This is a genomic window from Bradyrhizobium sp. SRL28 (assembly GCF_018596315.1).
Lineage (GTDB): Bacteria > Pseudomonadota > Alphaproteobacteria > Rhizobiales > Xanthobacteraceae > Bradyrhizobium.
Genome location: NZ_JAHEAG010000003.1, coordinates 237,804 through 250,965, shown reverse-complemented (window position 1 = coordinate 250,965; position 13,162 = coordinate 237,804). Strand labels below are relative to the sequence as shown.

Below are 13,162 nucleotides of genomic sequence, written 5' to 3'. Positions count from 1 at the left end.
TGGCCGACGGCCGAAAAATGGCTATGGAAATGGCCCGCTCTGGGCTAGAGACGTCGGTCTCCCGAACGAGGTGCAGAAGATGCGATCTTCCCGACGCACGATTATCCGGACCGCTCTCGCCGCCATGGCGGCCGCGGTTTCCACGCCGATCGCCACCCAGCTGGCATCGGCCCAGACCGCAGGAAAAAAACCCATGACCACAGCTTCAGGCTTGCAGATCATCGACAGCAAGGAAGGTACCGGCGCCACGCCGAAGACCGGCCAGACCTGCGTCATGCATTATACGGGATGGCTCTACGAGAACGGCCAGAAGGGCAAGAAGTTCGACTCTTCGGTCGACCGCAACGAGCCGTTCGAATTCAAGATCGGTATGCGGCAGGTTATCGCCGGCTGGGATGAGGGCGTCGGCTCCATGAAGGTCGGTGGCAAGCGCACGCTGATCATTCCTCCTGAACTCGGCTACGGCGCGCGCGGCGCCGGCGGCGTCATCCCGCCGAATGCGACGTTGATGTTCGACGTCGAATTGCTGGCGGTGAAGTAACGCGCGCTGACAGGGGAGCGCATCGTGAAGGTTTCGATCCTCGACGATTATTTCGACACGGTGCGCACCCTCGACTGCTTCCGCAAGCTGGCCGGACATGACGTCACCATCTGGAACGATCACGTTCAGGACGTCGATGCATTGGCGGAACGGCTGCGCGACACCGAAGCGCTGGTGCTGATCCGCGAGCGTACGCAGATACGCACGCCGCTTCTGGAGCGGTTGCCGAAACTGAAGCTGATCAGTCAGCGCAGCGTCTATCCGCATATCGACATCGACACCTGCACCCGGCTCGGCATCGTCGTATCGTCGGGCCAGCATGCCGATACGCCGTCCTATGCGACCGCCGAATTCACCTGGGGCCTGATCCTGGCGGCGATGCGCGCCATCCCGCAGCAGATGGCGGCGCTCAAGGCCGGCAAATGGCAGATCGGCGTCGGCCATACCCTGCGCGGCAAGACGCTCGGTATCTACGGCTACGGGCGGATCGGCGCCGTCGTCGCCGGCTACGGCAAGGCGTTTGGCATGAAGGTGCTGGTGTGGGCGCGCGAGCCGGCGCTCGCGAAGGCGCGCGCCGACGGCTACGAGACCGCAAGCTCCAAGGCTGATTTCTTCGAACGGTGCGACGTGCTTTCGCTGCACATGCGCTTGGTCGATGCCACGCGCGGGATCGTGAAGGCGGAAGACCTCGCGCGCATGAAACCCTCGGCGCTCCTCGTCAACACCAGCCGCGCGCCGCTGATCGAGCCGAACGCGCTGGTCAATGCGCTGCGCGCCGGGAGGCCTGGCATGGCGGCGATCGATGTCTATGAAAAGGAACCGCTGCGCGACGTCAATGATCCGCTGCTGACCATGGACAACGTGGTCTGCACGCCGCATCTCGGCTACGTCTCGCGCGACGAATACGAAATCCAGTTCACGGATATTTTCGACCAGATCCTGGCCTATGCCGCGGGCACGCCGACGAATGTCGTCAATCCGGATGTGATGAATAAGCGGCGTTGACGGGACCCTATCCGCGTCATGCCCGGGCTTGCCCCGGGCATCCACGTCTTTTGATGCCGCGAGTTCGAGAAGTGGATGGCCGGGACAAGCCCGGCCATGACGAAGGGGATGTATGCTGCATAAGAAAAAAGACCGGCCCTAAGGACCGGTCCTTTCATTCCAGATCGAGTATCGATCAAAGGTTCTTGTTCGCCGCAGCGGCCGCTTCATTCGCGGCATCCTTGGCGGCTTGCTTGGCATCGCCCATGGCCTTCTGGCCCTTGCCCTTCACTTCCGGGATCACGCCTTCGCCCTGAAGGCGGTCGGAACCGGTGGCTTCGCCGACGCCCTGCTTTGCCTTGCCGATGGCCTCATTGGTCGCACCCTTGATCTTGTCTGCGGTCGCACCCATCAAAATACTCCTTCCAGGTTGATAGAACTTCGCAAGGACAACCCGCAACAGGCCTCCGCAGTTCCTCGATTTGGCTGGTTTGCGATCACGGTTTTATGTACGTTGCCGCGAGCAACCATTCAGAAAGCAACAAGATGAGCGGCACTCACGACCACACCCATTCCCATCATTCCCATGATCATTCGCCCGGCGATGACGAGCGCTGGAAGCATGACGGCGTCCGCGTCATCCCCGGCAATCAGCTCGATCCCAACGTGCCGTCCACCGCCGGCATGGACCGCAAGGCCGCGATCAATTTCGCCCGCGTCGGCGCGCAGAAATTATGGGCGGGCACCGTGACGATCCGGCCCGACGCCAAGACCGGCGCGCATCATCACGGCCATCTCGAAAGCATCATCTATGTCGTGAAGGGCAAGGCGCGGATGCGCTGGGGCGAGCATCTGCAATTCACTGCGGAAGCCGGTCCCGGCGATTTCATCTTCGTTCCGCCCTACGTGCCGCATCAGGAAATCAATGCCAGCCGCGACGAGGTGCTGGAATGCGTGCTGGTGCGTAGCGACGGCGAGGCGGTGGCGATCAATCTCGACATCGAGCCGGTGGAAAAGCCGGAGACCGTGCTGTGGGTCGATCCCGTGCACCGCGATCCCGCCGAGAAGAAATAATAACAAAGGCCGCCATCGTGCGGATGTCGGGGGAGTACCATGACGCTTGTTCGCTATGAGAGCGTGGGCCACGTCGCTACCATCACCATGGATCGCGCGTCGGCGCACAATGCGCTCAACAACGCCCTGTGCGATGAACTGCGCGAAGCCTGGCTCCGCTTTCACGAAAGCGACGACCGCGTTGCGGTGCTTGCGTCATCCGAAGAGAAATATTTTTCGGTCGGCGCCGACGTCAGGGATCTCCCCGTCAACATGTGGCACGCGGTGCCTGGCCTTGGCGTCGAACTCGACAAGCCGGTCATTGCCGCGACATCCGGATGGGTCGTCGGCGGCGCCTTCGTGCTGGTGCAGATGGCCGACATGTGCGTGGCGTCGGAGACCACACGCTTCATCTACCCCGAGGGCAAGATCGGCACCACCGCCGGCGGCATCTCCTCGGTGATGGCGCGGATGCCGCACAAGATCGCCATGGAGTTTCTGCTGGTCGGCGAGGAAATGTCGGCGGAGCGCGCTTACCAGATCGGCTTCGTGAACAAGGTCGCGCCGAAGGGACAGCATGTCGCACTCGCCCAGGAGATGGCCGCGAAAATTGCCGCCAATGCGCCGCTGGTGGTCCGCGCACTGAAGAAACTTGCCCGCGACGCCATGCCCAAGGGGCCACTGGAAGGCGTTGCCGAGGTCCGCCGGCTGCTCGATGTCATCAGGGACAGCGAAGACCTCAAGGAAGGCGTCAAGGCGTTCGCCGAAAAGCGCAAGCCCGACTTCAAAGGCAAATAGCGTCCATTCGCCGCCGGATGCCGGCGACGGCACGCCGTTTCCCCGCCTGAAAAAAATTTGAAAAGGGATGTCGGATCCGTCTCCGCGGGTTCGTCCTTGGCTCGAACCCCCTCGAAAGGAACCTGATTATGGCCAAAATGATCTTCGTCAACCTGCCGGTTAGCGATCTCGCCCGTTCCACCGCCTTCTACCAGGCGATCGGCGGCGAAAAGAACCCGCAGTTCTCCGACGACACGGCGTCCTGCATGGTGTTTTCCGAGAGCATCTACGTGATGCTGCTGACCCACGATAAGTATCGGCAATTCACCTCGAAGAAGATCGCCGATGCCAAGGCCACCAGCCAGGTCCTGATCTGCCTGTCTGCCGACGGCCGCGACGCGGTGGACGATATGGTCGGCAAGGCGCAAGGCGCGGGCGGCGGCGCCGATCCGGGCCCGAAGCAGGATTACGGCTTCATGTATGGCCGCAGCTTCGAGGATCCGGACGGTCACCACTGGGAAGTGATGTGGATGGATGTCGCGGCCGCAACCGCTGCACAGCCGGCCACCGCCTGATCGTTCAACCAGTCGCAACCCGGAGTTCTCCCGATGTCCAAGATTTCTCCCTGTCTGTGGTTTAGCGGTGAGGCCGAGGAGGCCGCGAACCTCTACGTTTCGCTGCTGCCGGATTCCAGGATCGAGAAGATCCAGCGCAATCCCATCGACGGCCCTGCCGGAAAGGCCGGTACCGTGCTGGTGGTCGACTTCACGCTGGCCGGCCAGAGTTACATGGCGCTGAACGGCGGCATGAAGATGGAATACACGCACGCGGTCTCCTTCAAGATCGACTGCGCCGATCAGGCCGAGGTCGACCGACTCTGGGACGCACTACTGGCTAATGGCGGCAAGGCCGAACATTGTGGCTGGCTGAAGGATCGCTACGGCGTGTCCTGGCAGATCGTGCCGACGGTGCTGGTCGAATATGTCGGCGGCGCGGATAAAGCCGGCGCGCAGCGCGCCATGCAGGCGATGCTGGGCATGGTCAAGCTCGATATCGAAGGGCTGAAGCACGCCTATGAAGGCAAGAGCGCGGCGTAGCGCCGGTTTCGTAGGGTGGGCAAAGCGGCAGCGTGCCCACCATTCACGATGACAATCTACCGAGAGATGGTGGGCACGGCGCAAAGCGCCTTTGCCCACCCTACACCCACCTAATAGCTGACCCGCAACCCCACGCCGCCGTGAAGCGTGTTGCCGACCGGTTGCGGACCGGCGGTGCCGTTGAGGAAGAGGTCGGCGACCCAGCCCTTGGTGATACGGAAGCCGAGCCGGCCGCCATATTCGAACCAGCCCTGATTGCCGATCGTTGGCACGATCGTGCCGTCGCCGGTCACGCTGGCGACGATGCCGGATCGCGTCCCGAAGGACTGCACCCATCCGCCGTTGATGTTGGCTTCGACGCTTGAGCCGAACAGATGCGTCCACTGTCCGCCGACCTTGACGAGGGTGGTGCGATCGGTGCCCGTGGCGATCGAGGCGTCGAACGGATTGAAGGCTGTGGTGGGGTCCATGTAGCCCTTTACCCGCTGCCATAGCTGCCAGACCTCGACGGAAGCCGCCACCTCATCGCGCGGCGACAGTCGGCTCATCCAGCCGGCGCGGCCATAGACGGCGTAATTCTCGCTCGTGGTCGAACTTTCGAGCGACACCGCGCCGAGGCTTGTCGTGTAGCTGCGCGAATAGCGCACCTTCTGGAATGGCGACAGGATCGTGCCGATATCGAAGAACGGCCGCGATGATCCCCAGTCGACGAAATCGTAGCGCAGTGCGAACGCGCCGATCGGCGAACTGGTGACGCGGTAGCCGCCTTCATTGTACTGGGCATAGGCGATGCCGGCGAGCAGCGACAAATTGGGCGTCAGGTTCTTGCGGCCGTGAATGCCGGCTGAGAACGAACCCGCTGAACCGAACGCGCTGACGCAATCATTGCAATTGACCTGCTCGTTGACCCCCAGCAGCACGTTGCCGAGCACGCGGTTGGTGATCATCTGGTTGAAGCGCTGTCCGGCCAGGTCGTTGATCGATCCGGCGTTCGAACCGGGTCCGGCCACTGGTGGCGCGTTGTTGGTTGGTGTCGATGTGGGGCTTGGCGTCGGGGAAGGCGAAGGCGAAGGCGACGGCGTTGGCGTTGGCGTGGGGGATGGGCTCGGCGTTGGCGACGGGGAGGGCGATGGTGACTGCGCCCATGCCGCCGACGATTGCGTCGCGAGCAGCGCGACAATGAGCGTTGCGGATAACAGAACGCTGCGGATGAAATTTGCCACGGTTAGCGCCCGCACAGCATGCCCGTAGGATCGCTGCCGTCATCGACAATGACGGGCGCCGCATCCGCATACTGCGTCTTGCTGCAAAGCCCTGCCGCGGCGCTGCAGGTTGCGGCAAAGGTCCATGGCGGGTTGTTGGTCTTCTTGATCGTCGACCTGCCGCCGCCGCCCGAGGTGATGATGGCGGTGTCGCCGGGGCGGGTGAGCTGGATGCATTCAAAGCTGACCGTGCAGACCGAGGCCGCGCCGTCCTGCAGGTTGACGATGGTCTGGCCGCGCTGCGACAGGATATCGAGCGTGGTGCCGCGCACGCCAATGGTCGCCAGCGGCGTCGTGATCTTGTAGGCGGCCTTGTCCGAATGGCCGGTGACGAAACGAAATGCGCCCGAGGTCATGCGCACCGCGACTTCGCGATAGTGATGCTCGTCGTCGAAAACGGTGCGGTCGAGCTTGAGCGTCGCGTTGGGTCCGAGTGAGAGGTTGGTGCTGTCGGCCATCACCAGCCGCGTTGCGCTGTCGATTCCGGTGCGCACGGTTTCGTCGCGGACCAGTCCATCGCCGACCTTGATCTGGGTGGTCGAAGGTCCGGCAACGCGGAGCACTTCATTCTTGACGACGGCTGCTTCGCCGACGCGCGTTTGCGCGTGTGTGGAAGCACTCAACAACGCCGTTACGAGACCAATTGCAGAAAGCAAACGAAACCAATTACAGAAATTCATTTCAAAACCGATCGATTATTCCCGGCATCGCGCCGGATCGCGCGGGCGATGTGGCAGAATTATCACTCGCGCGGCGCACACGCCCGTTGGTTAGTGATTGTGAAAGCGAAATGCGTTCAATGCGATGGACATAAAAAACTGGAGCCGTCACACTCAATTTTGCTGCAATGTCGTCTAGTCCCTGATTCCTTGTCAGATTGTCCGTGAAGCCATTAGCTCGATCTTCTTATGTTAATCATAATTCAATGTTGCGCGCAAGCATTGTCGCGGCAGTGCTCTTTGTTCTCGCGCATTTCGCGATGCTGATCGGCGTCACCACGCCGGAGAAATTCTATTTCGACGAGGTGCATTACGTGCCGGCGGCGCGGCAGATGCTCGAGCCGGTGATGCGTGAACCGATGCTCAATCCGATGCATCCGCCGCTCGCCAAGCAGTTCATCGCGCTGTCGATCCATTCGTTCGGCGACGGGCCGCTGGGCTGGCGCTATCCGGGCGTACTGTTCGGATCGCTCGCGATCGTCGCGGTGTATCTGTGCGGCCTGGCGCTGTTCGCGGCGCAAGGGCCGGCCATTGCGGCGAGCCTGCTCGCCTTCTTCAACCAGATGCTGTTCGTGCAATCGCGGATCGCGATGCTGGATATTTTCGCGCTCACCTTCAGCCTGTTCGCGATCGCGGCGTTCACGCATGGCTTTCGAAGAGAGCGGCCGCATGTGTGGTTCGCGCTTGCCGGGATCGGCTTCGGCCTGTCGATCGGCTGCAAGTGGAGCGGGCTGTTCGTGCTCGCGGTCTGCATCGTCATCGTCGCCGTGATTCGCCTGATGCAGAACTGGCGCACCCAATTCGCCGACGCCCGGCCCGATGACTGGTACCGGCCTGATCTCTGGCCCGATTTCAGGTGGTGGCATTTCGCCATCTGCTTCGTGCTGATTCCTGCGGCCGTCTATCTTGCGACGTTCATTCCGCTCTACGGATTTTCGTTCCCGGATATTCTGCAAGCGCAACGGCGGATCTTCAGCGATAACACCACGACCGCGATCGCCGGCCACACCTATATGAGTTCATGGCCGTCCTGGCCGTTCCTGGTGCGCCCGGTCTGGTATCTCTTCGACAAGATCGGCGACGACCGGATCGCCGCCGTCGTCTTTCTCGGGAACCCGCTGATCCTGTGGCCGGCGCTGATTGCGGTCGCGATCTGCCTGCGCGACTGGATCGTGACGCGGCGGGCCGACGCCTTCCTGGTACTGGCGTTCTTCTTCGGCACATACCTCGCATGGGCGTTGCTGCCGCGAACGCTCGGGTTCATTTACTACTACCTTCCGGCGGCGACCACGGCGAGCTTTGCGCTGGTCTATGCCTTGAAACGCGGCGGCATGCCCGGTTGGCTGCTGTGGGCCTATGTTGCGGTTGGTTTTGTCGGCTTTGCCGCAATGTTGCCGATATCGGCCGCGTTCATAAGCACTTCGATGGCGACGTTCAGCCGCCTGATGATCTTCCAGAACTGGATTTGAGCGGCCGCTGCGCCGATCGCGCAACGCGCAGTCGAATGATGGGTCCACTTGTACGTTGTGGGCTCGCCGTAGATTCGTCGTCGTATGAGTCGCTCGAATCCCCGTTTTAAGGAACGAACGGCATGTGGGCCTTCTTCGAACGTCTGCTCGATTCATCGATGTTCGCACCGCACGGAATATGCCTGCTGTGGGAACCGCAGTTGATCTGGCTCCACGTCGCGTCGGATATGGTTATTGCCTCCGCCTATTTTTCGATTCCCGTTGCGTTGTCGATCTTCGTCTCGAAGCGCCGCGATGTGGATTTCGGATGGGTGTTCTGGGCGTTCGCGCTGTTCATCATGGCGTGCGGCGTCGGGCACATTATGTCGATCATCACGCTTTGGTATCCGGTCTATGGCATCGAAGGCATTGTCAAGGCGATGACCGCGGCGGCGTCGATCGTGACCGCGGCGATGCTGTGGCCGCTGTTGCCGAAGGTGCTCGCGCTGCCCTCGCCATCGCAGCTTCGTGCGGCCGAAGTCGCCCTGGCGCAGGAGGGCATGTACCGGCGCGAAGCCGAAGACATGCTGCGACAGTCGCAGAAGATGGAGGCGATCGGACAATTGACCGGCGGCGTGGCGCACGATTTCAACAATTTGCTCACCATCATCAGCGGCAATCTCGAGATCGCCGATCGCTGTTTGCACTCGTGGAGCGATGCCACCCGCGAACGGCTGACGCGCGTGATCGCCAACGCCGCGAACGGCGCGCAGCGCGCGGCGATGCTGACGCAGCGCTTGCTGGCGTTTGCGCGGAGGCAGCCGCTCGATCCCAAACTGACCAACGTCGGTCAATTGATCGCCGGCATGTCGGATTTCTTCAGGCGTACGCTGGGCGAGAACGTCGAGCTCGAAGTCGTGGAGGGAGCCGGCCTATGGCAGATCGAGGTCGACCCTAGCCAGCTGGAAGCGGCGATTCTCAATCTTGTCGTGAACGCCAAGGACGCCATGAACGCCAAAATTTCGGGCGCGATGGCCAACAGCGGCAAGCTGACGATCGAGACCAGCAACGTTTCTGTCGACGAGGGCTATCTGCAACAGAACGCAGGTGTGCCGGCCGGGCAATATGTATTGGTCGCCGTGAGCGATACCGGTTCCGGAATGCCGCGGGAAGTTCAGGAGAAAGCGTTCGACCCGTTTTTCACGACCAAGCAACCGGGGCAGGGCACCGGCCTCGGATTGAGCCAGGCCTATGGCTTCGTCAAGCAGTCCGGCGGCGAGATCAAGATATCCAGCGAAGTCGGGCAGGGAACGACAATCAGGATCTACTTGCCCCGCGCCGCTGCCGCTCCCGAGACCGTCGGACAGAGCGAGGCGCCCCTGGTCGGCAGTTCGGGGAGCGAGACCGTCCTGGTGGTCGAGGACGAATGCGATGTGAGGTCCTATCTGGTCGAGACGTTAAAGGACCTGAACTACCGGGTTCGTGAGGCGGCGAACGGAGCTGCCGCGCTGGCACTGTTCGACGCCAGTCCGTTCCGGATCGATCTGTTGCTGACCGACATCGTAATGCCCGGCCTCAACGGCCGCGAGCTGGCCGATCAACTGCATCACCGGCAATCCGGCCTGAGGGTCCTGTTCATGACCGGATATTCGCGGGATGCGATCGTGCATCAGGGCCGGCTGGATGCCGGCGTGTCGCTGCTGCAAAAGCCCGTCACCCAGGTTTTGCTGGCGGCAAAGATCAGGGAGATTCTCGATAAGACGTAGATTGCGACGGATCGAGAGCCAGTTAGTCGCTGGCGTTTCGGTTCTCATATTGCCCACGGATCGGCCGACTGATGGACCCGTTCAAGCCGCTGCCTCAAATAGCAATTTGATATGGTTGCAGGTCCCTGCAACCACTTTGTTATAATTCACTCACCGTCCCGGTCTAACCGCCGGGACGGGCTTAGTTTTTCCCGGGACCGCGGGGGCGCGCGACGGAGCAGGCCCGGCTACGGGCAGCGTTACTAGGTTGAATTGTAAACCCCGCAGCCGAGAACCAAAGCGCGCCTCCTCAGCACGATTCCAGACTCTGACTTCCATCCTGGTGCCGGTCTGCCGCCTCTAATATGTTGCAAAAGGACTGCTACTTCTCACGAAAGGCAAGCACGATCTGGTCGCCAAGCGACTTGGTAAGAAACGAAAACACCGTGCGCGGAGTCGTCTGTACAAAGGCTTCGACAGGCATACCCGGAATGAGCTTGAGCTTACCCAACCGCTTGAGCTCGTTCTCGGGGATGCTTATGCGAAGCGTGTAGTAGCGAGCGCCGGTTTTCTGATCCTCGCTTACATCTGCCGAGATCTGCTGCACCAACCCATTCAATTCAGGTGTTGTGCTTTGGCTGAAAGATGAGAACCGCAAAACTGCTTTCTGCCCGATATAGACTTGGTCGACATCCTGGGACTGAACCTTGGCTTCCACGTTGAGTAGGTCGACGCTGGGTACGATCAGCATCATCTGCTCACCTGGAGCGACGACGCCTCCGACGGTATGAACGGAGAGCTGGTGAACATAACCCGACTGTGGTGCGCGAATATCGACGCGTTTGAGCTGATCCTCGGCCGCGACTTTCTTTTCGACTGACTCCGCGATTTTTCCCCGAATGTCGGCGAGATCCTTCCCGACTTCGGTGCGCATGTCCTGGTCGATCTGTAAGATCTGGATTTCGATTTCAGCGATCTTTCCCTTGGATTGCGCAATCGATGCGAGCAGTTGACCGCGGTCCCCTTCAAGGCGTTCCTTCTCGCGCTCCAGACTTGTCACGCGGGCGTAAGGAATGAGGTTCTGACGCCAAAGCTTGTTTACGCCTTCAAGCTCTTTGGTGATCCATTCAACCTGTTTAACTTTTGAACCTATCTGCGCCTCATAGCCCGCAGCCTCTTCATGCAGTTGAACAATACGTTCCTTCAACTGGGAGCGTTGGCCAGTACGGCCTAGGCGGCGCGTCTCAAATTGCTTCTGCTCTCCGTTGACGGCTTCTGAAACGTTATGGTCATCCATCCGATCGAGCAACCATTGAGGAAACCGGATGAGATCTAGCCCGTCCCGCTCAGCCTGTTCGCGTGCCTGGCGCGCTCCGAGATCATCAAGTGCCTTGATCACGATCGCCAGGTTCGCCCGCGTTTGCGTCTCATCCAGCCGCGCGATGATGTCCCCGGCTTGGACTTCGCTACCGTCCCGAACCCGCAGTTCGCTGATCACCCCCCCTGTCGGATGCTGAACCTTCTTTACATTGGTTTCGACAACAAGTTGGCCGGAGGCGATTACCGCACCAGAAAATTCCATGGTCGTCGCCCAACCGCCGAGGCCAATGACCAAGATGACCGAAATTGTCGCAACAGCCCAGATGTGGCGCCGCAACGACGACCTCATGTTTGGCAGGGAGTCACTCATGGCGGTGACACACCGATTTCGTTCAGGACCCTGCGCGCTCCTAGTGTTGGTGGTGCAGAAGGACGACGAGGCATATTCGACAATACCTCCTCTTTAGGTCCAAACGCTTGACACCTCCCCTGCGCCATGACCATGACGAGATCAACACCGGACAGCGCGCTCGGGCGGTGTGCAACCACAATGGCGATCCCGCCACGTGCGCGAACGGCAAGTATGGCCCGGGTCAAAGCTTCCTCGCCCTCAGGGTCGAGATTAGAGTTCGGCTCATCAAGCACCACAAGAAACGGGTCACCATAGAGCGCGCGCGCAAGAGCAATGCGCTGCCGCTGCCCGGCCGAAAGCGAACTGCCATTTTCGCCGATATTGGTCTCGTATCCGTTCGGCAACCTCAGGATCAGATCATGGACCCCCGCAAGATTTGCGGCTGCCAAGACTTTGGCGGCGTCGGCGCCAGGCTCAAACCTTGAAATGTTCTCCGCCACGGTACCAGCGAGAAGCTCGACATCTTGCGGCAGATAGCCGATATACTGGCCCAACGTTTCCGGAAGCCATTGATCGAGCGCTGCGCCGTCGATGCGGATTGTGCCCCGGACGGGCTTCCAAATTCCTACCAGCGCACGAACGAGGCATGACTTGCCGCCGGCACTCGGCCCGACGATGCCGAGGCCGCGGCCCTTCTCGAGACGAAGGGATACGTCATGAACCACGATCCGCGTTTCGCCAGCCGGAACGACGCTGATTGTCTCAACCTCGAATGTGGCAGCGGGCTTTGGCAGCGCCATCTGATTTGGGGGCTCAGGAAGCAGCCGCAGCAGGTCATTGAGACGGTGCCAGCTTTGCCGGCAAGAAACGAAGTTCTTCCAATGCACAATTACCAGATCGATCGGCGCCAGGGCTCGCCCGCCTATGATCGAGCCGGCGATGATGACGCCACCCGTCGCCTGTTGATTGATAACGAGATAGGAGCCGATGCCGAGCATAGCGGATTGCAGCACCATGCGCGCTGTTTTTGAGATCGCGCCGAAGCCGCCGCCGATGTCGCTCGTTCGCTGCTGGGCATCAAGATATTTTACATTTGCCTCGCCCCACTGAGCCGCCAGACGCGAGGTCATTCCCATGGTATAAAGAGCTTCGGCATTTCTGCGGGAAGATTCGGCAAGAGCGTTTCGCCGGACTGCGAAAGCTGTGGCCGCCCGCTGCGGCCCTTTGGTGAATCGGTCAGTGAGGACAGTCAGCATCACGAGAAACAGGGCGCCAAGGAGAGCCGCGCACCCGATCCAGAAATGAAATAAAAAACAGATTCCGACATAGAACGGGAGCCAGGGTAGGTCCAAAAACGCCAGCGGCCCTGGACTCGAAAGAAAACCGCGCACCTGATCGAGGTCCCGCATCGGCTGCAACCCGTCGCCGACGCTTCGGCTCGTCAGCGACAGCCGTGAAATCGAATGATAAACGCGCAGGCTTAGGTCTTGCCCGAGAGATCGGGCAATCCTGACAAGCATTCGCCCACGGATCAAGTCGAGTATCGCCTGGAATCCATAGAGCAGCATGACGAGTATGGAGAGGCCGACGAGCGTTGCGACGCTGCGACTGGGAATCACTCGATCGTAGACTTGCAGCATATAGAACGAGCCGGTCAAATAGAGAGCATTGATGATCGCACTGGCGATCGCGACCACCACCAATGCGCGGTGGCACGCAGCCAGTGCCAGCCGCAACTCGTCTTCCGGAACTTTGCTTGCCATGTCTCTCAAGCCTGGTAGGCGTATCCCTCATGGTAAAGCCGACTCATACGTTTCCGATGATTCTGTGGCCGTCGCGCAGCGCATCGTTTTCAGCCACGATC

General features: G+C 60.7%; 13 protein-coding genes. 8 read left to right on the top strand and 5 right to left on the bottom strand.

The window, feature by feature from the left end:
* Nucleotides 1-79: 79 nt before the first annotated feature.
* Nucleotides 80-541, top strand: a complete 462-nt coding sequence (locus tag KIP88_RS09045; protein WP_249790638.1) for an FKBP-type peptidyl-prolyl cis-trans isomerase — start codon at nucleotides 80-82, stop codon at nucleotides 539-541.
* A 24-nt stretch (nucleotides 542-565) separates the two neighbouring features.
* Nucleotides 566-1,546 (top strand): D-2-hydroxyacid dehydrogenase family protein, encoded by a 981-nt coding sequence (locus KIP88_RS09040; protein WP_214487553.1) that lies wholly within the window; start codon nucleotides 566-568, stop codon nucleotides 1,544-1,546.
* Nucleotides 1,547-1,721: 175 nt separating this feature from the next.
* On the opposite strand, the gene KIP88_RS09035 is transcribed toward KIP88_RS09040, so the two are convergent.
* Nucleotides 1,722-1,937, bottom strand: a complete 216-nt coding sequence (locus tag KIP88_RS09035) for a CsbD family protein (RefSeq protein WP_214487552.1) — start codon at nucleotides 1,935-1,937, stop codon at nucleotides 1,722-1,724.
* A gap of 134 nt (nucleotides 1,938-2,071) precedes the next feature.
* Here KIP88_RS09035 and KIP88_RS09030 point away from each other — a divergent pair, with 134 nt between their 5' ends.
* The 4 genes from KIP88_RS09030 (at nucleotide 2,072) to KIP88_RS09015 (ending at nucleotide 4,452) form a co-directional block, all read left to right on the top strand.
* Nucleotides 2,072-2,599: a cupin domain-containing protein gene (locus KIP88_RS09030; RefSeq protein WP_214487551.1), complete on the top strand. Its 528-nt coding sequence runs from the start codon at nucleotides 2,072-2,074 to the stop codon at nucleotides 2,597-2,599.
* A gap of 39 nt (nucleotides 2,600-2,638) precedes the next feature.
* Complete coding sequence (locus KIP88_RS09025) at nucleotides 2,639-3,376, top strand: enoyl-CoA hydratase/isomerase family protein (RefSeq protein WP_214487550.1); 738 nt, start codon at nucleotides 2,639-2,641, stop codon at nucleotides 3,374-3,376.
* Nucleotides 3,377-3,504: 128 nt separating this feature from the next.
* Nucleotides 3,505-3,930 (top strand): VOC family protein, encoded by a 426-nt coding sequence (locus KIP88_RS09020; RefSeq protein ID WP_214487549.1) that lies wholly within the window; start codon nucleotides 3,505-3,507, stop codon nucleotides 3,928-3,930.
* Between the two features lie 33 nt (nucleotides 3,931-3,963).
* Nucleotides 3,964-4,452: a VOC family protein gene (locus KIP88_RS09015; protein WP_214487548.1), complete on the top strand. Its 489-nt coding sequence runs from the start codon at nucleotides 3,964-3,966 to the stop codon at nucleotides 4,450-4,452.
* 110 nt (nucleotides 4,453-4,562) lie between these two features.
* Here KIP88_RS09015 and KIP88_RS09010 read toward each other — a convergent pair whose 3' ends face one another.
* Both KIP88_RS09010 and KIP88_RS09005 read right to left on the bottom strand, forming a co-directional pair.
* Nucleotides 4,563-5,690, bottom strand: a complete 1,128-nt coding sequence (locus KIP88_RS09010) for a hypothetical protein (RefSeq protein WP_214487547.1) — start codon at nucleotides 5,688-5,690, stop codon at nucleotides 4,563-4,565.
* Nucleotides 5,678-6,394 carry a FecR domain-containing protein gene (locus KIP88_RS09005; protein WP_214487546.1) on the bottom strand — a complete coding sequence of 239 codons (717 nt, stop codon included), beginning with the start codon at nucleotides 6,392-6,394 and terminating at the stop codon, nucleotides 5,678-5,680. The genes KIP88_RS09010 and KIP88_RS09005 overlap by 13 nt, the downstream gene beginning before the upstream one ends.
* A 245-nt stretch (nucleotides 6,395-6,639) precedes the next feature.
* Between KIP88_RS09005 and KIP88_RS09000 the strand changes: the two genes are divergently transcribed.
* Together KIP88_RS09000 and KIP88_RS08995 are read left to right on the top strand one after the other, a co-directional pair.
* A complete protein-coding gene (locus KIP88_RS09000) occupies nucleotides 6,640-7,902 on the top strand; it encodes a phospholipid carrier-dependent glycosyltransferase (protein WP_214487545.1) in 1,263 nt (420 codons plus the stop codon).
* 122 nt (nucleotides 7,903-8,024) lie between these two features.
* Nucleotides 8,025-9,647 carry an ATP-binding protein gene (locus KIP88_RS08995; RefSeq protein WP_214487544.1) on the top strand — a complete coding sequence of 541 codons (1,623 nt, stop codon included), beginning with the start codon at nucleotides 8,025-8,027 and terminating at the stop codon, nucleotides 9,645-9,647.
* Between the two features lie 361 nt (nucleotides 9,648-10,008).
* Here KIP88_RS08995 and KIP88_RS08990 read toward each other — a convergent pair whose 3' ends face one another.
* Both KIP88_RS08990 and KIP88_RS08985 read right to left on the bottom strand, forming a co-directional pair.
* The gene (locus KIP88_RS08990; protein WP_214487543.1) at nucleotides 10,009-11,316 is read right to left on the bottom strand and encodes an HlyD family type I secretion periplasmic adaptor subunit; all 1,308 of its coding nucleotides are present in this window, start codon (nucleotides 11,314-11,316) and stop codon (nucleotides 10,009-10,011) included.
* On the bottom strand, nucleotides 11,313-13,061 hold the full coding sequence (locus KIP88_RS08985; protein WP_214487542.1) for a type I secretion system permease/ATPase: 1,749 nt from the start codon (nucleotides 13,059-13,061) through the stop codon (nucleotides 11,313-11,315). The genes KIP88_RS08990 and KIP88_RS08985 overlap by 4 nt, the downstream gene beginning before the upstream one ends.
* Nucleotides 13,062-13,162 lie beyond the last annotated feature (101 nt).

Coding starts and splice junctions, on each gene's coding strand:
- KIP88_RS09045 (WP_249790638.1), top strand. CDS start 80: ATGCGATCTTCCCGACGCACGATTATCCGGACCGCTCTCGCCGCCATG.
- KIP88_RS09035 (WP_214487552.1), bottom strand. CDS start 1,937: ATGGGTGCGACCGCAGACAAGATCAAGGGTGCGACCAATGAGGCCATC.
- KIP88_RS09030 (WP_214487551.1), top strand. CDS start 2,072: ATGAGCGGCACTCACGACCACACCCATTCCCATCATTCCCATGATCAT.
- KIP88_RS09025 (WP_214487550.1), top strand. CDS start 2,639: ATGACGCTTGTTCGCTATGAGAGCGTGGGCCACGTCGCTACCATCACC.
- KIP88_RS09020 (WP_214487549.1), top strand. CDS start 3,505: ATGGCCAAAATGATCTTCGTCAACCTGCCGGTTAGCGATCTCGCCCGT.
- KIP88_RS09015 (WP_214487548.1), top strand. CDS start 3,964: ATGTCCAAGATTTCTCCCTGTCTGTGGTTTAGCGGTGAGGCCGAGGAG.
- KIP88_RS09005 (WP_214487546.1), bottom strand. CDS start 6,394: ATGAATTTCTGTAATTGGTTTCGTTTGCTTTCTGCAATTGGTCTCGTA.
- KIP88_RS09000 (WP_214487545.1), top strand. CDS start 6,640: ATGTTGCGCGCAAGCATTGTCGCGGCAGTGCTCTTTGTTCTCGCGCAT.
- KIP88_RS08995 (WP_214487544.1), top strand. CDS start 8,025: ATGTGGGCCTTCTTCGAACGTCTGCTCGATTCATCGATGTTCGCACCG.
- KIP88_RS08990 (WP_214487543.1), bottom strand. CDS start 11,316: ATGAGTGACTCCCTGCCAAACATGAGGTCGTCGTTGCGGCGCCACATC.
- KIP88_RS08985 (WP_214487542.1), bottom strand. CDS start 13,061: ATGGCAAGCAAAGTTCCGGAAGACGAGTTGCGGCTGGCACTGGCTGCG.